At 72.1% G+C, this 17,046-nt stretch carries 10 protein-coding genes and 1 pseudogene; 3 read left to right on the plus strand and 8 right to left on the minus strand.

Annotated elements, in window-relative coordinates:
• Positions 1-107: 107 nt before the first annotated feature.
• On the minus strand, positions 108-2,090 hold the full coding sequence (acs, locus tag ACL02U_RS25685) for an acetate--CoA ligase (protein WP_412793309.1): 1,983 nt from the start codon (positions 2,088-2,090) through the stop codon (positions 108-110).
• Entirely contained in the window at positions 2,087-2,749 is a 663-nt protein-coding gene (locus ACL02U_RS25690) for an acetate uptake transporter (RefSeq protein WP_412793310.1), read from the minus strand. Before ACL02U_RS25690 ends, acs begins: the two co-directional genes overlap by 4 nt.
• Before the next feature lie 476 nt (positions 2,750-3,225).
• Between ACL02U_RS25690 and ACL02U_RS25695 the strand changes: the two genes are divergently transcribed.
• The 3 genes and pseudogenes from ACL02U_RS25695 to ACL02U_RS25705 all read left to right on the plus strand — a co-directional run.
• Positions 3,226-4,755 (plus strand): helix-turn-helix domain-containing protein, encoded by a 1,530-nt coding sequence (locus tag ACL02U_RS25695; protein ID WP_412793311.1) that lies wholly within the window; start codon positions 3,226-3,228, stop codon positions 4,753-4,755.
• A 338-nt stretch (positions 4,756-5,093) separates the two neighbouring features.
• Positions 5,094-5,486: a hypothetical protein gene (locus ACL02U_RS25700; RefSeq protein ID WP_412793312.1), complete on the plus strand. Its 393-nt coding sequence runs from the start codon at positions 5,094-5,096 to the stop codon at positions 5,484-5,486.
• A 5-nt stretch (positions 5,487-5,491) separates the two neighbouring features.
• A pseudogene (locus tag ACL02U_RS25705) lies at positions 5,492-5,950 on the plus strand (nucleotidyl transferase AbiEii/AbiGii toxin family protein); the annotation flags it as partial.
• Between the two features lie 410 nt (positions 5,951-6,360).
• Here ACL02U_RS25705 and ACL02U_RS25710 read toward each other — a convergent pair.
• The 6 genes from ACL02U_RS25710 to ACL02U_RS25735 all read right to left on the minus strand — a co-directional run bounded on the left by ACL02U_RS25710 (position 6,361) and on the right by ACL02U_RS25735 (position 16,725).
• Complete coding sequence (locus ACL02U_RS25710) at positions 6,361-7,719, minus strand: TIGR02679 family protein (RefSeq protein ID WP_412793313.1); 1,359 nt, start codon at positions 7,717-7,719, stop codon at positions 6,361-6,363.
• Positions 7,710-11,948 carry a TIGR02680 family protein gene (locus tag ACL02U_RS25715; RefSeq protein WP_412793314.1) on the minus strand — a complete coding sequence of 1,413 codons (4,239 nt, stop codon included), beginning with the start codon at positions 11,946-11,948 and terminating at the stop codon, positions 7,710-7,712. Before ACL02U_RS25715 ends, ACL02U_RS25710 begins: the two co-directional genes overlap by 10 nt.
• Positions 11,949-11,956: 8 nt before the next feature.
• The gene (locus ACL02U_RS25720; protein WP_412793315.1) at positions 11,957-13,228 is read right to left on the minus strand and encodes a TIGR02678 family protein; all 1,272 of its coding nucleotides are present in this window, start codon (positions 13,226-13,228) and stop codon (positions 11,957-11,959) included.
• Positions 13,225-14,838 (minus strand): TIGR02677 family protein, encoded by a 1,614-nt coding sequence (locus ACL02U_RS25725; RefSeq protein WP_412793316.1) that lies wholly within the window; start codon positions 14,836-14,838, stop codon positions 13,225-13,227. The genes ACL02U_RS25720 and ACL02U_RS25725 overlap by 4 nt, the downstream gene beginning before the upstream one ends.
• A gap of 31 nt (positions 14,839-14,869) precedes the next feature.
• A complete protein-coding gene (locus ACL02U_RS25730) occupies positions 14,870-15,091 on the minus strand; it encodes a hypothetical protein (RefSeq protein ID WP_412793317.1) in 222 nt (73 codons plus the stop codon).
• Positions 15,092-15,363: 272 nt separating this feature from the next.
• A complete protein-coding gene (locus ACL02U_RS25735) occupies positions 15,364-16,725 on the minus strand; it encodes a hypothetical protein (RefSeq protein ID WP_412793318.1) in 1,362 nt (453 codons plus the stop codon).
• Positions 16,726-17,046: the final 321 nt, after the last annotated feature.

Raw genomic sequence — 17,046 nt, forward strand, 5'->3', positions numbered from 1 at the left:
CCCCCCCCCCCCCCCCCCCCCCTCCCTCCCCCCCCCTTCTCCCCCCCCCCCCCCCCCCCCCCCCCCCCCCCCCCCCCCCCCCCCCCCCCGGTTCGCCCGCGCGCGGGCTACGCCTCCTCGTCCTGTGCGGCTCCGCCCCCGGGCAGGCGCCGGCTGATCTCGTCCATGACGGAGGAGTCCGTCAGCGTGGTGACGTCGCCCAGCGCGCGGCGCTCGGCGACGTCCCGCAGCAGCCGCCGCATGATCTTCCCGGAGCGGGTCTTCGGCAGCTCGGCCACGACCAGGATCTGCCGGGGCCGGGCGATCGGCCCGATCTCCTTGCCGACGTGCCCGCGCAGCTCGGACGCCACCTGCTCCGGCTCCTTGTCCCCCGCGTCGCCGCGCAGGATGACGAAGGCCACGACGCCCTGCCCGGTCGTCGGGTCGCTGGCGCCGACCACCGCCGCCTCCGCCACCAGCGGGTGCGAGACCAGGGCGGACTCGACCTCCGTGGTGGAGATCCGGTGGCCGGAGACGTTCATGACGTCGTCGACCCGACCCAGCAGCCAGATGTCGCCGTCCTCGTCCTTCTTCGCGCCGTCCCCGGCGAAGTACATGCCGGGGAAGCGGGACCAGTAGGTGTCCACGTAGCGCTGCTCGTCGCCCCAGATGGTGCGCAGCATCGACGGCCACGGCTCGGTGAGCACCAGGTAGCCGCCCGAGCCGTTGGGCACGGACGCACCCGTGTCGTCGACCACGTCGGCCCGGATCCCGGGCAGCGGGCGCAACGCCGAGCCGGGCTTGCAGGTGCTCACTCCCGGCAGCGGGCTGATGAGCTGCGCCCCGGTCTCCGTCTGCCACCAGGTGTCCACCACGGGGCAGCGGTCGGAGCCGATGTGGTGGCGGTACCAGATCCACGCCTCGGGGTTGATGGGCTCGCCGACCGAGCCCAGGATGCGCAGCGAGGACAGGTCGAATCCGGCCGGTACCTCGCCACCCCACTTCATGAACGTGCGGATCGCGGTCGGAGCGCAGTACAGGATCGTCGCCCGGTACTTCTCGACGATCTCCCACCAGCGGCCCTTGTGCGGGGTGTCCGGGGTGCCCTCGTACAGCAGCGAGGTGACGCCGTTGGCCAGCGGCCCGTAGACGATGTACGAGTGTCCGGTCACCCAGCCGATGTCGGCCGCCGTCCAGAACACGTCCCGTTCCGGCTTGACGTCGAACACCGCCCAGTGGGACCAGGCCACCTGGGTGAGGTAGCCGCCGGTGGTGTGCAGGATGCCCTTCGGGCGGGCGGTCGTGCCGGAGGTGTACATGATGTAGAGCGGGTGCTCGCTGTCGAACGCCTCCGCCTCGTGTTCCGGCGACTGCGCGGCCACCAGCTCGTGCCACCAGACGTCCCGGCCTTCGGCCCAGTCGACGTCCTGACCGGTACGCCGGACCACCAGCACGCTGCGCACGTCGGGACACTCGCGCACGGCGTCGTCCACCGCGGGCTTCAGCGCCGAGGGCGCACCCTTGCGGTAGCCCCCGTCCGCCGTGATCACGACCCGGGCGTCGCAGTCCCGGATGCGGCCGCGCAGCGCCTCGGCGGAGAAGCCGCCGAAGACGACGGTGTGCGGGGCACCGATGCGGGCGCAGGCCAGCATCGCCACGACCGTCTCCGGGATCATCGGCATGTAGATGGCCACCCGGTCGCCGGTGCGTACGCCGAGGGAGAGCAGGGCGTTGGCCGCCCGGCACACCTCGGTCGTCAGTTCGGCGTAGGTGATCGTGCGGGTGTCACCCGGCTCGCCCTCCCAGTGGAAGGCCACCCGGTCCCCGTGGCCTGCCGCGACGTGGCGGTCGAGGCAGTTGTACGCCGCGTTGAGGCGCCCTCCGGTGAACCAGCGGGCGAACGGGGCCCGGCTCCAGTCCAGGACCTGGTCCCAGGGGCGTTCCCAGTCCAGCCGGGCGGCCTGGTCGGCCCAGAAGCCGAGGGTGTCGGCTTCGGCGCGTTCGTAGTCCGCCGCGGTGGCGTTCGCCGTGGCGGCCAGTTCGGGGGGCGGTGGGAAGCGCCGCTCCTCGCGCAGCAGGTTGGAGAGTGTCTCGCCGCCCGCGCCGGTCATGCCCGGGCTCCGGCGAAGGGCCCGTGGCCGTGGCCGTGGAACCCGAGGCGCTCCCCGAAGTTCGGGAAGACCGGCACGACGGTGCGGTTGTACGTGGCGTTGGTGACACCGGCGAACGAGGCGTACCAGGCGCACACGGCAGTCAGCAGCCCGAGCGCGCCGCCGGCCTGCGTGGTGTTGGGCGACTGCGCGAACTCGCCGATGCACAGCACGACGAACGTCGCGGACAGGGTGACGAAGACCGAGAAGATGGCCCCGGTCGTGCGGGCCGCGGCGACCGTCATGTACAGCGTGAAGACCGCCCACACCAGCAGGAACATGCCGGCCGCCTGGTTGATGGTCGCGACGGGCAGCGCGGGCGCGATGTACCGCACGAAACCGGCGTACGACAGCCAGAACGCGCCGAACGAGGCGAACGCGGTGGCACCGAAGGTGTTGCCCTTGCGGAACTCCCACATTCCGGCGAGGAGTTGGGTCAGTCCTCCGTAGAAGAGGGCCAGCGGGAGGACTACTGCGATCAGCGCCGGGTCGGTGATCAGATCGGCGTTGAAGACGCTCAGCACACACGTGGTCGCGGCGAAGGCGGCGAGACCCAGCGGGCCGGGATCGGCGATGGTGGGCGCGGCTGCCGGAGCGGGAGCGGTGGTGGGGGTACTCATCTGCGTCTCCTCCTGTGAAACAGGACACACGGATACGTATCCACCGTAATCAGCAGATGCGTCCGTTGCGAGATCAGGATCCCACCACACGGCCCGACCGGCCTCCGCGGCGCCTTTTCGCCACTATCGGCACGCAGGCCGACACCAAGGGTGAGCATGGAGCGCCTCGCTCCGGACGGCCGACCGAGCGACGAAGGGAGCGGCGACCGAGCACCCGCACAACCGGACGGACGCCGGCCACGCACACCACGACCGGCCACGCGCACCACGAACCGAGTCCGCCGCCGGCGAACCGCCGCACAACCCCCGCGACACCGACCCGACCCCGCCCGGACTCGCGACGCCGACGACACGCCCCACCAGAAGAGACGCGCGACCGGCCACCAAAGCGAACATAATGGACCTATTGACGGAATATCACCCGAATGGCCCACTCACGTAAATCCCCATCTCATATCTGAGATAGCCTCAGTCTCATGGCAGACGATTACCTCGTACGCATCGGCAAGCTCATCCGCGACGCCCGCCAGCACAGGGGCTGGACGCAGACGCAGCTCGCCGAGGCGCTCGGCACCAGCCAGAGCGCTGTCAATCGGATCGAGCGCGGCAACCAGAACATCAGTCTTGAGATGATCGCGCGTATCGGTGAAGCCCTGGACAGCGAAATCGTCTCGCTGGGCTACGCCGGGCCGATGCACCTGCGGGTCGTCGGCGGCCGCCGCCTCTCCGGCGCCATCGACGTCAAGACCAGCAAGAACGCCTGCGTCGCCCTGCTGTGCGCCGCACTGCTCAACAAGGGCCGCACGGTGCTCCGCCGGGTGGCCCGCATCGAGGAGGTCTACCGCCTCCTCGAGGTGCTCAACTCCATCGGCGTACGCACCCGTTGGATCAACGACGGGGTCGACCTGGAGATCGTGCCGCCGGCCGAGCTGGACATGGCGGCGATCGACGCCGAGGCCGCCGTCCGCACCCGCTCCATCATCATGTTCTTCGGTCCGCTGCTGCACCGCATGGACAATTTCAAACTGCCCTACGCCGGCGGCTGCGACCTCGGCACCCGCACCATCGAGCCGCACATGATCGCGCTCCGGCGCTTCGGCCTCGACATCGCGGCGACCGAGGGCCAGTACCACGCCCAGGTGGACCGCTCGATGCGGCCCGAGCGCCCGATCGTGCTGACCGAGCGCGGGGACACGGTGACGGAGAACGCGCTCCTGGCCGCCGCCCGGCACGACGGGGTCACCGTCATCCGGAACGCCTCCTCCAACTACATGGTCCAGGACCTGTGCTTCTTCCTGGAGGCGCTCGGCGTCAGGGTCGAGGGCATCGGCACCACCACGCTCACCGTGCACGGCGTACCGGACATCGACGCCGATGTCGACTACTCCCCCTCCGAGGACCCGGTCGAGGCGATGAGCCTGCTCGCGGCGGCCGTGGTGACCGAGTCGGAGCTGACGGTGCGCCGGGTGCCGATCGAGTTCCTGGAGATCGAGCTCGCGGTGCTGGAGGAGATGGGCCTCGACCACGACCGCAGCCCCGAGTACCCGGCCGACAACGGCCGCACCCGGCTGGTCGATCTCACCGTGCGGCCCTCCAAGCTGGAGGCGCCGATCGACAAGATCCACCCGATGCCGTTCCCGGGCCTCAACATCGACAACGTGCCGTTCTTCGCGGCGATCGCGGCGTCCGCGCAGGGCCAGACCCTCATCCACGACTGGGTCTACGACAACCGCGCCATCTACCTGACCGACCTCAACCGCCTCGGCGGACGGCTCCAGTTGCTGGACCCGCACCGCGTGCTGGTGGAGGGCCCGACCCGGTGGCGCGCCGCCGAGATGATGTGCCCGCCCGCCCTGCGGCCCGCAGTGGTGGTCCTGCTGGCGATGATGGCCGCGGAGGGCACCTCCGTCCTGCGCAACGTGTACGTCATCAACCGCGGCTACGAGGACTTCGCCGAGCGCCTCAACTCCATCGGGGCCCAGATCGAGATCTTCCGGGACATCTGAAAGTCTTCAGAAAAGACACCGCTATACCCCTCCTGACCTGCGTGTATGCGAGTCAGGAGGGGTTCGGGGCTGCGCCTGTGGGACTTCTCCGGGACTCTTGGGCCGAGGCCGAGAGACTGTCGACGTCAGGGGCTGGGGAACGGATTGCCCGGCACTCCACGTGATGCGTCACCGGAAGGATGTCGGCCTGGGGCGAGTCATGAGCACAGTTCAGGGCAGGTGTCGGCTCACTGCCCCGCTGTCACGCCCAGACACCCTGCACGAGCCCGTCCCGCTCACTGCGGACGCCAGCTTGCGCATCACGCCCCTTACCGCTCCCCCACCGTCACAATGGAGGCATGTCCACCAGCCCACAGCACCCAGTACCCGCTCCGAGCGGCCTCTCGGGCGCGGTCGCCGAGGATCTCGCGCTGTACCGGGAGAAGTTCCGGCGGCGTCTGCCGGAGTCGCTGGACCAGTTGTGCGGCCCGACCCAGGGGGTCGTGGAGCTGCCGCTGCACATGGCCTGGTCGGGGATGACCTCGTACGACATGAGCAAGCCTCGTCAGCGCATGGGCCTGTACCGCACTGTCCTTCACGAGGGCCTGCGCGACGATCTGCCCCAATTCCTCAACCGGGATCTTCTCCTCCAGATGTGGCCGGTGCTGCGCACCCTCGTCGGCCGCACCGTGCGCACGGTGTGGGAAGAAGCCTTCCCCCAGCTCGCCTCCGGCAGCCGGGAAGCCGCGTGACGGACATGCCGGAGCTGCACAAGCGGCTCCTGGCGGATGTGATCGCGCTCGGCTCGCCGTATCCCCTGGTCCTCACCGGCGGCTATGCCGTGCGGGCGCACCGCCTCGTGAATCGCCCCAGCCAGGACCTCGATGTCGCCACCGAGAACCCGGCACCCATGGCCGACATCGCGGCCACGCTCCGAGCCGGCCTGGAAACCCGCGGCTGGAAGGTGCACGCCCTGGAGACCGCCCCGCTGTCTGCCCGTTTCACCGTGTCCGACGCGGCCACCGGGCAGGAGTGCGAAGTCGACATCCTCAAGGAGCTCTTCTGGCGGCCCGTCGCCCAGAGCCCGTACGGACCCGTCCTCGCGGAGGAGGACGTGATCGGGACCAAGGTCCGTGCCCTCGCCGACCGCGGAGCGCCCCGCGACCTGATCGACGTGTTCGCAGCCTCCCGTCGAAAGGATGATCCGGACATCGACTGATCACGTCCGGATGAGATCGGATCTGCAAGCGATCAGAGCAAGAGCCGAGAAACGAGTAGGTGGAACAGCAGTAGGTAGCGGGCTTTCCCCACACCAAGCTCGCCGGGCAGACCCTGGAGAGAGAATCAGTCGGAGGTCATAACGCCCCCATTGGCGTGACTGATCAACTGGAGCCGACGTCGTGCATCCCGACACGCTCGGCCTCCATGGTCTCGGCCTGGAAGCCAGCATGACGACAGGTCAGCGTGCCGTGCGCGTCCCGTGGTCCCCCGGTGCCACACAGGACGTCACGGCAGGCTTTCGAGCCACACACACTCCACGCGACGCGTCGTCGGAAAGGCGCGCACGACGGGGGAGTGAGTCGGTACTCGTGGGACTTTGCGCCCGCCGCGGCCCCGGGAAACGCCTCAGCGGGACCCCGTGCCGAGGTCCGTGAGCAAGTCGTTCAGCACCGTTTCCTCCTCGACCCGGACACCGCACTCGGCGAGAGCGACGGCCAAGGCCGGGTCCCAGGGGGTCGCGGCGGGCGGGCCCGTCAGATCCGGGGCTTGTGCCACTCCGGTCACTGCTGCTCGGTATTCCGCCGCCGTGTAGCGCCACGGCCGCCAGGGGACGCTTCGCGCCAGTGCTGTGGCGATGCGCACCCCGCCCCAGTCGAAATCGCCGTGATACAGCAGGCGGGAACCCCGCGAGGACTGGTCGCGCAGCAACGTGAGCGCGGCAGCCGACGGTTGCCCCTGAAGGCACACCATGGGCGGGCACGCCCGGCCGAGGGTGTCGGCGGCAGCGGAGAGTACCGCGGGGTTCTCGCAGATGTGAACGGTTCCCGTCGGGGGAACGGAGGCAACCGGTGCGCGGCCGGTCAGGGAGCGGAGCGTCAGCACCGCCGGCTCCCCGGCGTCGGCCATCCAGTCGAGGGCTGGGGTACCGCGCAGGTTGAGGGTGAGGACGGTCGACGACAGGTCGTCCTTGAGCAGGCCTGCCGAGGCCCACGCCTCCCGCCGCCACTGCGCCCCGGAGCCGTCGGGGAAGCCGGTGAGGCAACGGATGCCGGACAGGACGAGAGTGGCGAGCGGTGTCCCCTCGTCCAGGGCATGGGCGCCGGAGAGGTTCCGTGCCGCGAACGTCGACCGCGACGTCGGCGGTGACGCGGGCAGTGCACGCAACGCGCGCACGGCGGCCTCCACCAAGGGGACCGCCGCCTCCGGTATGCGGGCGAGGCGTCGTACGAGACCGTCACCGCGGATCCGTTCGGCCCAGTGGGCCAGCTCCGCGTCGAGGGTGCCGAGCGGGGCGTACGCCTCCTCCCAGGCCCGTTCCTCTCTGTTCCTTGTCTCGGCGTGGAGTACGACCGGGCCGGCGAGGGCGACGACGGCCGCCGCCAGTCCGCCGGGGCTGACACCGGAGCGACGCAGGATCTCATCCACGGTGTCGAGGGGAATGCCGAGGGAGCCGCGGGCTCGTGGTGCCCGTCCCAGGAGGCGTTCGGCGGCGCGGCGTTGGGATTCCTCGGGGTCGGACAAGGTGACGGAGCCGGTGAGCGGCCGGCCGCGGGCCATCCGTTGCCGCACGCGGTCCACGAACCAGGTGAGGCCGGGATCGCCGAGCAGGCGTCCGAGGCGCTCGGTGTCGACGTCGGTCCGGGCTTCCGCCGGTGCGGGCCCCCTCGGCACGGCGTCCGCGGTCGCGTCCGGCGGTGTCGTGCGTCCGGGCGCCGCCCGGCCTCCGTCGCGGTCAGGCGGGGTCGGCGCACGGTTCACGTCCACAGGGCCCCCTGTCCGCCGGCACTGTCGAGCACGGCGGTCCGCCCCGGCTCACGGGACGGACTCACAGGCCCGTCGGGCTGCTCGCCGGAGTCAACGGCACCGGCGGCCGCCGCAACTGCGTCCGCCCGGGCACCGGGCTCCGTGCCGCGCCGCCGTTCGCTGCCGTCCCATTCCCACCGTGTCACCAGTACGGCGTCGATGTCGTCGACGCGGGAGAGCTGGGCGATGGCGACACCCGGCACCTGGGGGTAGCAGGCCCATTCGCGTTCACTGGTCATGACGACGTCGAGGTCGAATGCGCGCAGCAGGCCGAGGCACTTGGCTCGTGAGTCGTCGTCGACGCCGGCGAACGCCTCGTCCAGGGTGACCAGGCGCGGGGCGTGCGCGCCGCCCGCACTCGCGTAGTGCGAGGACGCGGCGGCGAACAGGGGTACGGACGCGGCCAGCACCCGCTCCCCGCCCGAGGCGGGGCCGGTGGCCGGCACCCACTTGCCGTGCTGGTGGCGTTCGACGCCGAACTCGTGCCAGGACCGGTAGTCGAGGGCGGCGGTGAGGTCCTCCAGCCAGCTGCCGGCGCTGTCGTCGGCCTGCCGGTGGGCGATCTGCTCCTGGAGGAACGCGCCGACCGCGGTCCGGTCCTCGGGCGACCACGCGTCGGCCGACTGGCGCAGCCGTTCGCGGGCCTGAGCCAGCCCCTGCGGAGCCCGGCGGGACGCTCTCCACACCAGCCGCAGCTTCATGCCCGTGGAGGTCGGACGCTCCTCCAACTCCCTGTTCATGGCGGCCACCTGCCGTTCGGCCGCCCCGATCAGTTCCTGGAGCGTCCCGGCGACCTCGGTGATCAGATGGGTCTGGAGGATCTCGCGCTCGCGTGCGGACAGGATGCGGGTCAGTTCCGCGACCTCCACGGCCAGCGCCTCGGCGAGTTCGGGCACGGCCCGTTCCCGGCCCTGGTAGACGATGTCGACCCGCATGCCGTCCTCGCTCGGGCGGGCGGTGGCGGTGTGGCCGTGCCGCGACAGCGCGTCCTGGAGCCTGCCGAATTCCTCGCTCAGCCGCTTCTGCACGCGCTCCCAGGCCGCGTCGGTGTCGTCGATCGCGGAGAGCCGGGACTCCACCGACCTCGCGAGGGCGACGGCGGGGGTCGCCGCCCACGTCCCTCCGCCGTCGTCCGGTACGTCGATGTCGGGCAGCGCGACGGCGAGCAGCCCCGTTGCGGCGAACCGCCGGAGCGCCGCGACCGCTTCCTCCCGCGCGGCGGTCGCCTCGGTGACGTCCTCGGTGAGCCGCTCGATACGTCCTTCGGCGCGGCTGGCCCGCCGGTCGGCGTCACCGTGGTCCGCCCGGGACTGCCGCTGCTCGTGCTCGCAGACCCGCGCCGCCTCGGCCGTCTCCTCCAGTTGCCTCTGCAGCTCGGCGACGGCCGCTCCGACGGTGGAGCGGAGCGTCGTGAGGTGTTCGTCCGCCGCCGCGGCCACCCGAGCCGCCTCCTTGGCGCGCTCCGCGAGTTCGGACACGAGGAGTTCGGCCCGGCCGGCCTCCTCCCGCTCATCGGTCACCGCGCGCTCGGCCTCCGCGCGCTCGCGCAGCGCCGGCCACAGGGCCGCCAGGAGGGCGATGTGGTCGGTGAGCGCCTGGCGCACGGCGGCCAGTGCCGTGTGGTCGGCGGGGAGGTTCAGGGCCGCCGCGGTGTCGGCGAGTTCGGCCGCCGCACGTCGGGCGCGCTCTGCGGCCGGAGCCAGTTCCGCGGCGCGTTCGTGCCGCCGGGCGCGGGCGCGACGGGCCGCGTCGGACGCGGCGGTGACGCGTGCGTGGGCGTGCCGCAGGTCGTCGTCGCCGGGCAGTGCGGCGAGTTCGGCGTCCAGCGTGGCACGGCGCTCGGCCACGGCGCGGGACTCCTCGGCCAGTCGTTCCCGCTCCGCCGTCAGGTCGTCGATCTCGGCGCGCAGTTCCCGGATGCGGACGCGGCGTGCCTGTTCCCGCGCACCTTCCCCCACGTACTGGGCGCTGTCCTTGGCCCAGCTCCCGGTGAGCGCCCCGACGCGGAAGCGCCCGTCCGCGCAGACCCAGGTGTCGTGGCCGCCGGCCTCCCAGGACGCCGCGCCGGACCCGTCGCCGTCGCCCGCGGCCAGCCCGATCGAGGCGAGCAGACGTGCGACCGTCTCCTCCCCCACGGCGGCGGCCCCCGCGTCCGCGGGGTCGACGGCCGGGCACAGCGCGCGGTCGAGACCGACCCCGCCGAGCAGCCCGACCGGGTCCAGCATCACGTCATGGCCGTCCGCCGCGATCGCGGAGCCGTCCGGCCGCACCCAGGCGTCGAGGAGCCCCGACGCCTGCAGCGCGGCTTCCAATCCCGCACGGTCGGTCTCGGCGACGTGCGGGTGGAAGTCGACGAGCCGCCACAGCGGAGCGCCGGGGCCCCGGTCCCGCACGCCGGGTGTGCGCGTGGGGGGAGCCGCGGGGCCGTGCTCTCCGCCCGTTTCGAGGGCGGTCAGTTCGTCCACCGCCAGTCGCTGCCGCCCCGCCGTCGCCGCCTCGCGGTGGGCCAGTCCGGCCGCCCGGTCGGCCAGGCGGGAGGCGGCGGCGCGGTGCGCCTCGCTCGCCGCCGTACGGGCCGGCATCGGGCCGTCCAGAGAGCTCGACCAGTCCTGTACGGCGTCCAGAACCCCGGGAAGCCCGGGCACCCGCAGCTCCGCACACCCGGAAAGACGCTCCCGCACGGCCGTGACCAGCGCCCGCCCCTCTCGGGCGACGTCCTCCTCCGCCTCGGCCAGTCGCTCCTCCCCGTGCACGACCTCCTCGTCGGCCTCGTCGACGCGCAGCCGAGCGGCACGGTGCCGCTCCTCGGCCTGCTCGGCCCGCGTGACGAGCTCCGCCACGTGCTCGACGGCGCGCTGCCTGCTCGCGGTCGCCTCGTCCGCCTCCCGGCGCAGAACCGCGTCGGGGGCTCCCTCCGTCCTGGGGAGCTCGAGCCGGGCGGCTACCGCGCACTCGGCCACCCGGTCCCGGATCCCGTCCAGTGCCTCCCGGGCTGCCGTGAGCCGGCTGTCCGCGGTGGCGAGCCGGCCCAGGGCCCGGGTGTGTGCCTCGGCCGCCGTACGCCGGTCCGCCTCGGCCCGCTTCAGGTCTGCCGCCGTGCGGGAGGCGTCGTCCGCCGCCCGGTCGAGCGCGCGGGCGTCGCGCATCTCGGGCCGGGACCGCAGCGTGGCGGCCTGGGCGGCCAGCCGTGCGGCCCGCTCGTCGAGGGCGGTGCCCCTCGCCGCGGCGTCCTCGCGTTCCGCCGAGGCCCGGTCCCGGTCCGCCTGTGCCCTGGCGAGTTCCCGTTGCAGGTTCTCGTACCGGGCGTGTTCGCGGCGGGGCAGGCGGGCGCGGCGCCGGGAGGCGAGGCGGGCGTAGCGGCGGTAGTGGTCGAGGAACGCCGTGGACGCCTGTTCGGCCTCGCGGGCCGCCCGCAGTTCCTCCTTCTCCTCGTCCAGCGACCGGAAAGCCTCCGCCGCGTCGGCGACGACCGCCTGGTCCATCGGCGGGAGTGCCTCGGTCAGTGCCCGGGACAGGGCGGCCTCGCTGGGTCGCTTGGACAGCTGGGGCTGGCGCAGCTGGATCAGGAGGTCGACGAGGGCGCCGTAGCGCCGCTCCCCCAGCCCGAACAGGGCTTCGTCGACCGCCCTGCGGTAGGCCTTCGCCGTGTCGTACACCATGCCGTGGGCGCCGACGGCCTCGGCGAGCCGGTCCCGGGACAGTGCCGTCCCGGTCGCGTCCAGCAGGTCGAGGCCGGCGCCGACCCGCTGGCCGGTGACCGCGAACCAGTGGCGGGCGATGCCACGTCCGGCGACCGCCTTGAGTCCGCACAGCAGCGTGCGGAAGTGCGCCTCACCCGTGCTGCCGTCGAGTCGTCCGAACTCGATCCAGGTGTATCCGAGCCGTTCGGGGTGCGGGTGCGCGCCGCCCAGGAGGAGGTTCCACTCCATGCGCTTGCCGGGGTCGCCGTCGGGTTCGACGCGGCGGGCGGAGAGGTCGCCGTCCAGGAGGAACGGCAGGGTGAGGGCGAGCACCTTCGACTTGCCGGTGCCGTTGTTGCCGCGCAGCAGCAGCCGGCCGTCGCGGAACCAGAACTCCTCGACGTCGTAGTGGAAGAGGTCGACGAGTCCGATGCGCAGGGGCCGCCACCGGCCGGGTGCGGGAGCGGGCAGCACGGGGCCGGGCGACTCGGGTCCGGGGAGCGCGGTCACGGGGCGGTTCACCTTTCGTCCTGCACGGGCTGCACGGGCTGCACGGGCCGCACGGGCTGTTCCGTGGTGACGGACCGGCGGGCCCGTCCGGGTTCCTCGACCACGGGTGCGGCGACCGCGTACCGCGCGAGGGCCGGCCGCGGTACGACGCCCCCTTCGGTGCGCTCGGCGAGTCCCAGCGCCACCAGCCTGGCCAGAGCCTGCTCGACGAGTCCGGGCTCCGCTCCCGGTTCCCTCGCCGACTTGGACCAGAATCCGCCGTGCTCCACGGCCAGCTCCCTTACGAGGATCGCCAGTTCCGCCGGTTCGACGGGCCCGTCCGCCCGGGCCAGGTGCCCCGCCAGCAGCAGGGTGATGTGGCCGTGGGTGCCCTGTTCCGGCATGCGCGCGTCCGTGAGGTCGTCCATCGGGTCGACCATGGCGATGCCCTCGGCCCGGACCTCCGGGACGAGTCCCGTCAGCTCGTTGATGCGGGCGGTGATGAAGCCGCGCTGCCGGGTGAGGTAGGCCAGTTCGTCGTCGGTCAGGTCGTCGTAGTACAGCACCGGGTCGTCCAGCAGGATGCGGGTCAGTTTCCAGCGGATCGCCCGGAACCTGAGCTCGTCGCTGTCGAGCACGGTCCACGCGGTCATCTCCACCAGGCGCTCCTCGAAGCACTCGGCCTCGACCATGGAGGGTCCTCGCAGGGACGCGGGCATCCCGGCCAGCACGCGCCACCGCACGTCGTACAGCACGTCGCCCGATCCGCTGACGTAGGCGTCCTCGTCGCCGGCGACCCGCCGCAGCACGCCGAGCCGCAGCAGCAGGCGGACGACGGCCGCGAGGTCGAGGCGCTCGTCGCGCCGCTCCAGAGTGAACGTGATCCCGGCAGCGACGAGTTCAGGGTCGGCGGCGGCCAGGACGACCTGCTCGGCGAGGCGTCCGAGCGCCACCTGCGACTCGCCCCGTTCCAGCGCGGCCAGGGCCAGGCAGAGCAGGACGTAGCGGCGGCGGGTGAAGGGCTGGGCGCTGCGGGCGGCCTCGCGCGCCGGGTGCGTGGCGTCGGTGACGGTGCCCGGCGTCTTGCGCAGCCGTGCGGTGTCGGCGTCCGTGCGCAGCGTCCAGCCGACGTTGCGTTCGAACCACTCCCGCAGCTCGGCGGTGTGCCGGCGCACCAGCTTGAACTCGTCCGCGTACGGTCCGTCGGCCGTGAGCAGCGGCTTCTTCAGCAGGGCGCGTGCGGCTTTCCGGAGGTCGGCCTGCCGCTGGCCGTCGAGCACCTCGGCCAAGGGGCCGTTCATCGGTCCTCCGTGAGTCGGGGAGCGGTGTCCCGTCGCGGGGCGGGGAGGGGAACGGGTGCCGATGGCGGTGCGGCGGCGCGCTCGCCCTGCCCCACGGTGAGGTCGACGATGTCGATCAGGTGATCGGGGCCGCTGAACACACCGTCGGGAGTGCGCACTTCGGCTGTCGATCCGTCGTCGAGGGCGGTCAGCCGGATCTCCATCGAACCGTCCCCGCTGGTGGCGACTGTGGTGATGGTGCCCGGCCGCCAGGTGGCGAGCGCGTCGCCGAGCAGCCGCAGGAACAACTGAAAGGCAGGCGCGTCGAGTCCGCCGAGCCGGGACAGCCGCACCGGTCCGCCCGTCACGAGACGGTCCCGGGCTCGCCTGGTCTCCTCCGTCTGCCGGGCGGCGATCTCGGCGAGCCGGCGCTTCGCCTCGCCCCGGTCGGCCACCCGGCGCGGCCTGCCGCGTCGTTCGTAGCTGCCGGTGCGGCGCAGCTGGGGGCTGATCCTCAGCGGCCGCGCCTCGCCCCACGGGGTGGAGGCCGGCTCCGGGGCGGCCGTCCGTTCGGCGAGGGTGTCGGCGTCGACGGTGAGGTGCCGGGACGAGTGCAGCCCGAACGCCACCCGCCAGAGCCGGTGCCGCGCCACGTCGTCCGGCGCCTGGGCGAACCAGCGCGCGAGGGTGCGGAAGTCGGCCGAACGGTCCGAGCGTCCGGCCCGCCGCTCGTTGAGCTGCCGTACGACGGCCAGGAGTTGCGGGATCGAGCCGAGTGCCCGCCCGCGCAGCAGTCTGGCCTGCGACTCCCGTCCCTCCCCCGACACGAACCACTCGGCCAGCCCGGACCACCGGGCGGCCCACCTCCCGTACGCCACCGCCGCCGCCCGCTCGGCGTCCTCGGGAGCCGCGTCGGCCGCCTCGCGGGCGGCGGCGAGCCGCAGCAGCGGACCGACCCGCTCCTGCTCCTCCAGCTCCCCGATCAGCAGGGCGATCCGCCCGCCGAGGGTGATGAGGTCCTGGATGAAGCGCTCCAGGTACTGGATCAGCCGGTCCTTGTAGGCGAGGAACGCCTCGACCTCGATGTCGTGCAGGTCGATGGTGCGCTGAAGCGAGCCCATGAAGGCGCGGGCGTTGTCGGCGAGGTCGGTGAACCGCGCCGTCAGCACGGACAGGGCGACGTACGTCTTGGCCAGGTCGGGCTCTTCCTCCGCAGCGATCACCAGGAGCGCCCGCAACTGCGTGACGATGTCGTGCAGCGCGACCGCCTGGAGTTCACCGCGCCGCCCCAGCACCTCGTCGTACGTCCCCAGCGCCGCCTCGGCCGCCTCACCGGCTCGGGTGAGCTGGTAGATGAACCGCCTGCGGTAGAAGTCCTCGACCGCCGTCACCCGCGCGTGGTCGGGGTCGGCCCGCAGGTTGCCCCACTCCACGAGCTTGTCCAGCACCTGCGTCACCGCAGCCGGGTCGACGGGCCGGCTCCCCGCGTCCAGGGCGGCGTACACGTCCTCCGGCCGCAGGTGCACCGCGAACCGCTCCTTGGCGGCGAGGAACGTCCGCATCACCTGGCGGTAGAGAGGGGCGTTGGGGGCGGTGAGGTGAGCGAACGGAGAGTAGTCACTGGAGGTCATCGCGACACATTCTTGCACCGCGGTCCCGAACTCACACGGGAGTTGCGAACACGCACCCCGCCCGGACCGTCTTGCCCGGACCTCCCGGCCGGAGGTGCCGGCCCCGGCGGGTGGCGAGACCCGCGACCAGCGGCAACCCCCGGTCGCTGATGTCCTCAGGGCCGGGAGCGGGCAGCGCGTGCTGTCCGGGTGCTGTGCGTGCGGTACGAGCGTCGGTGACCTTGATCCTGACCGTGGGGGCGGGTTCGCTCACGTGCAGGAGCCTTACGGGTGAGCGTCCTGGTACGGAAGCGTGAGGCGCCACCGGTCTCCAGCGTCATCGTGACACCCAGGGGATAGTCGAGCGTCACGGTCGCGATGATGGCTCGGATGCGATCATCGTCCCACTTCCAATCCCTCTGGAAGACTGGAAGCTGAAGCCTTCCTGAGGCCACGTCATTGAGAAGCGTCTTGCGATTCGCGCTGTCCAGCCCTGCCACGTGCCCCGTTCCCCACCCTCGTGTCTTCGTGGACAAGGCATTTGCATCAAGTGAACCTTGCGTCGTCAACGCTCACTTGATGTTGGCCCGATACCCACCGCACGTCAGGGTAGTGGCGCTGGAGCCAGGCGCGCGCGGCCACCTCCCCGACGAGGCCGATGGCGGACCGCTGGTCCTCGCTGGCCCGCTTCGTCTTCGCGACGACGATGCGCGGCTTGGCGGAGGAACCGCCTCCGCCTCGTGGTCGGGGCACACCGGCCACGGTGTCCAGGCGCACCTTGCCCGACTGAGCGAGGAAAGCCTCGTCGATGGTCCTCGAGGCGATGTCCGCGATGGTGGAGAGTTGGTCGCTACCGACCCTGACCTCGGCGTCCCCGATGGTGATCGTACGCGGAGCCACGACGGTGGAGCCGCCGGAGCCCTGGGACGGTGCCGCCGGCGGCGCGAAGTCCTTGTCGGTGAGGCCCAGTGCCGCGGGGTCCGTGGCGTGCGGCATTGCGTCGGGCCATCCCACGGCACGCTCCACCACGTCGAGCAGGTGCCTCTCGCTCAGTAGCAACAGGTCGCCCAGCCCGGTCCCGTCGATGTGACTCCTGCATTCCGTCAGCACCGCTCCGTGCCATCCCGCAGGCACCTGAACGCCGTGGCGGCGGCACCAGGCGGCCACCAAGGGAGTCAACCTCGGAACGAGCGCGTCAAGCGCCGCCGTGTTGTGAGCACGTAGCCGGTCGAGGAGGATTCCGAAGCGGGCACGCACGAAGTCGCCGAAGACCTGTTCATGGCGGTCGGGGTAGTAGTCCGGGGAGTATCCGGGACCGAGGGCGACCATCGCGGCATTGAACTGCTGATAGTCGATACCCAGTTCGTCCCTGAGCTCGGCCGGACTCGTGCATGAGCGGGCCAGGGCGACCAGCTCCGCCGACGACAGGGGCGGATCAGGCGCCAGCCGGTCGATGATCCCGGCGAGGTCACGCTCGCCGGCCGCACGGCCAAGGAGGAGGGCGGCCTCCTCATTCCAGGCATCGGCGGCCAGGCACGCCAGCACCGGGCGGAGCAGTCTCACCGTGTCCTGCACGTCACCGGTGAGGTTGCGCCGGATCTCGACGACCTTGGCCTCGGTCGTGCCCAACACTGCTGCGAGGACAACGTCGTCGACGAGTGTCGGGCTGACGTCGCCGAAACTCCGCTCGAGTTTGACGAGGACCAGTTCCAGCGCGTCCTGCAGCCAGGGCCTGCCCAGCAGCTGTGCGCTGGCGGGCGTCGCCGCCTGCAGTTCGTCCCAGCCCTCCTCGCTTCTCCAGACGACCACCGTGGGGTGCTCGTCGTCCGGCAGCGGCAGGGCGCGCGTCGACGACGGCGGTTCGGCCGGCGTCCCGGAAACAGTGATCTCCACGTCGTCGGCGTGCACGACACGGAGCGCGCGGAGTCGTTCGAGCGCAGCACGAACGACTCGCTCGCTACGGCGCACGAACGCCTGAGGACGCGCCAGGAGCGCTTTCCGTCGGGGCGCCATCCGTAGGAGTCCTGCAGCGAGCCCCACGCTTCCCGGCCGTGCAGGGGCACGATCGGTTCAGCGGCGAGCTTCTCGTTCAAGGCGGTTTCCAGCCGGTCTGGTATGTCCCAGCACATGAGGTCGAGCACGAGGTCCGCTGCCCGGAGGTGCGGGGTCTGCGAGCGGATGCGCCTGCTCAGTTCCACCCGTCAGCACGGCGAGTTCGTCGAGGAGCAA

This window comes from Streptomyces sp. MS06, from assembly GCF_047200655.1.
Taxonomy (GTDB): domain Bacteria; phylum Actinomycetota; class Actinomycetes; order Streptomycetales; family Streptomycetaceae; genus Streptomyces.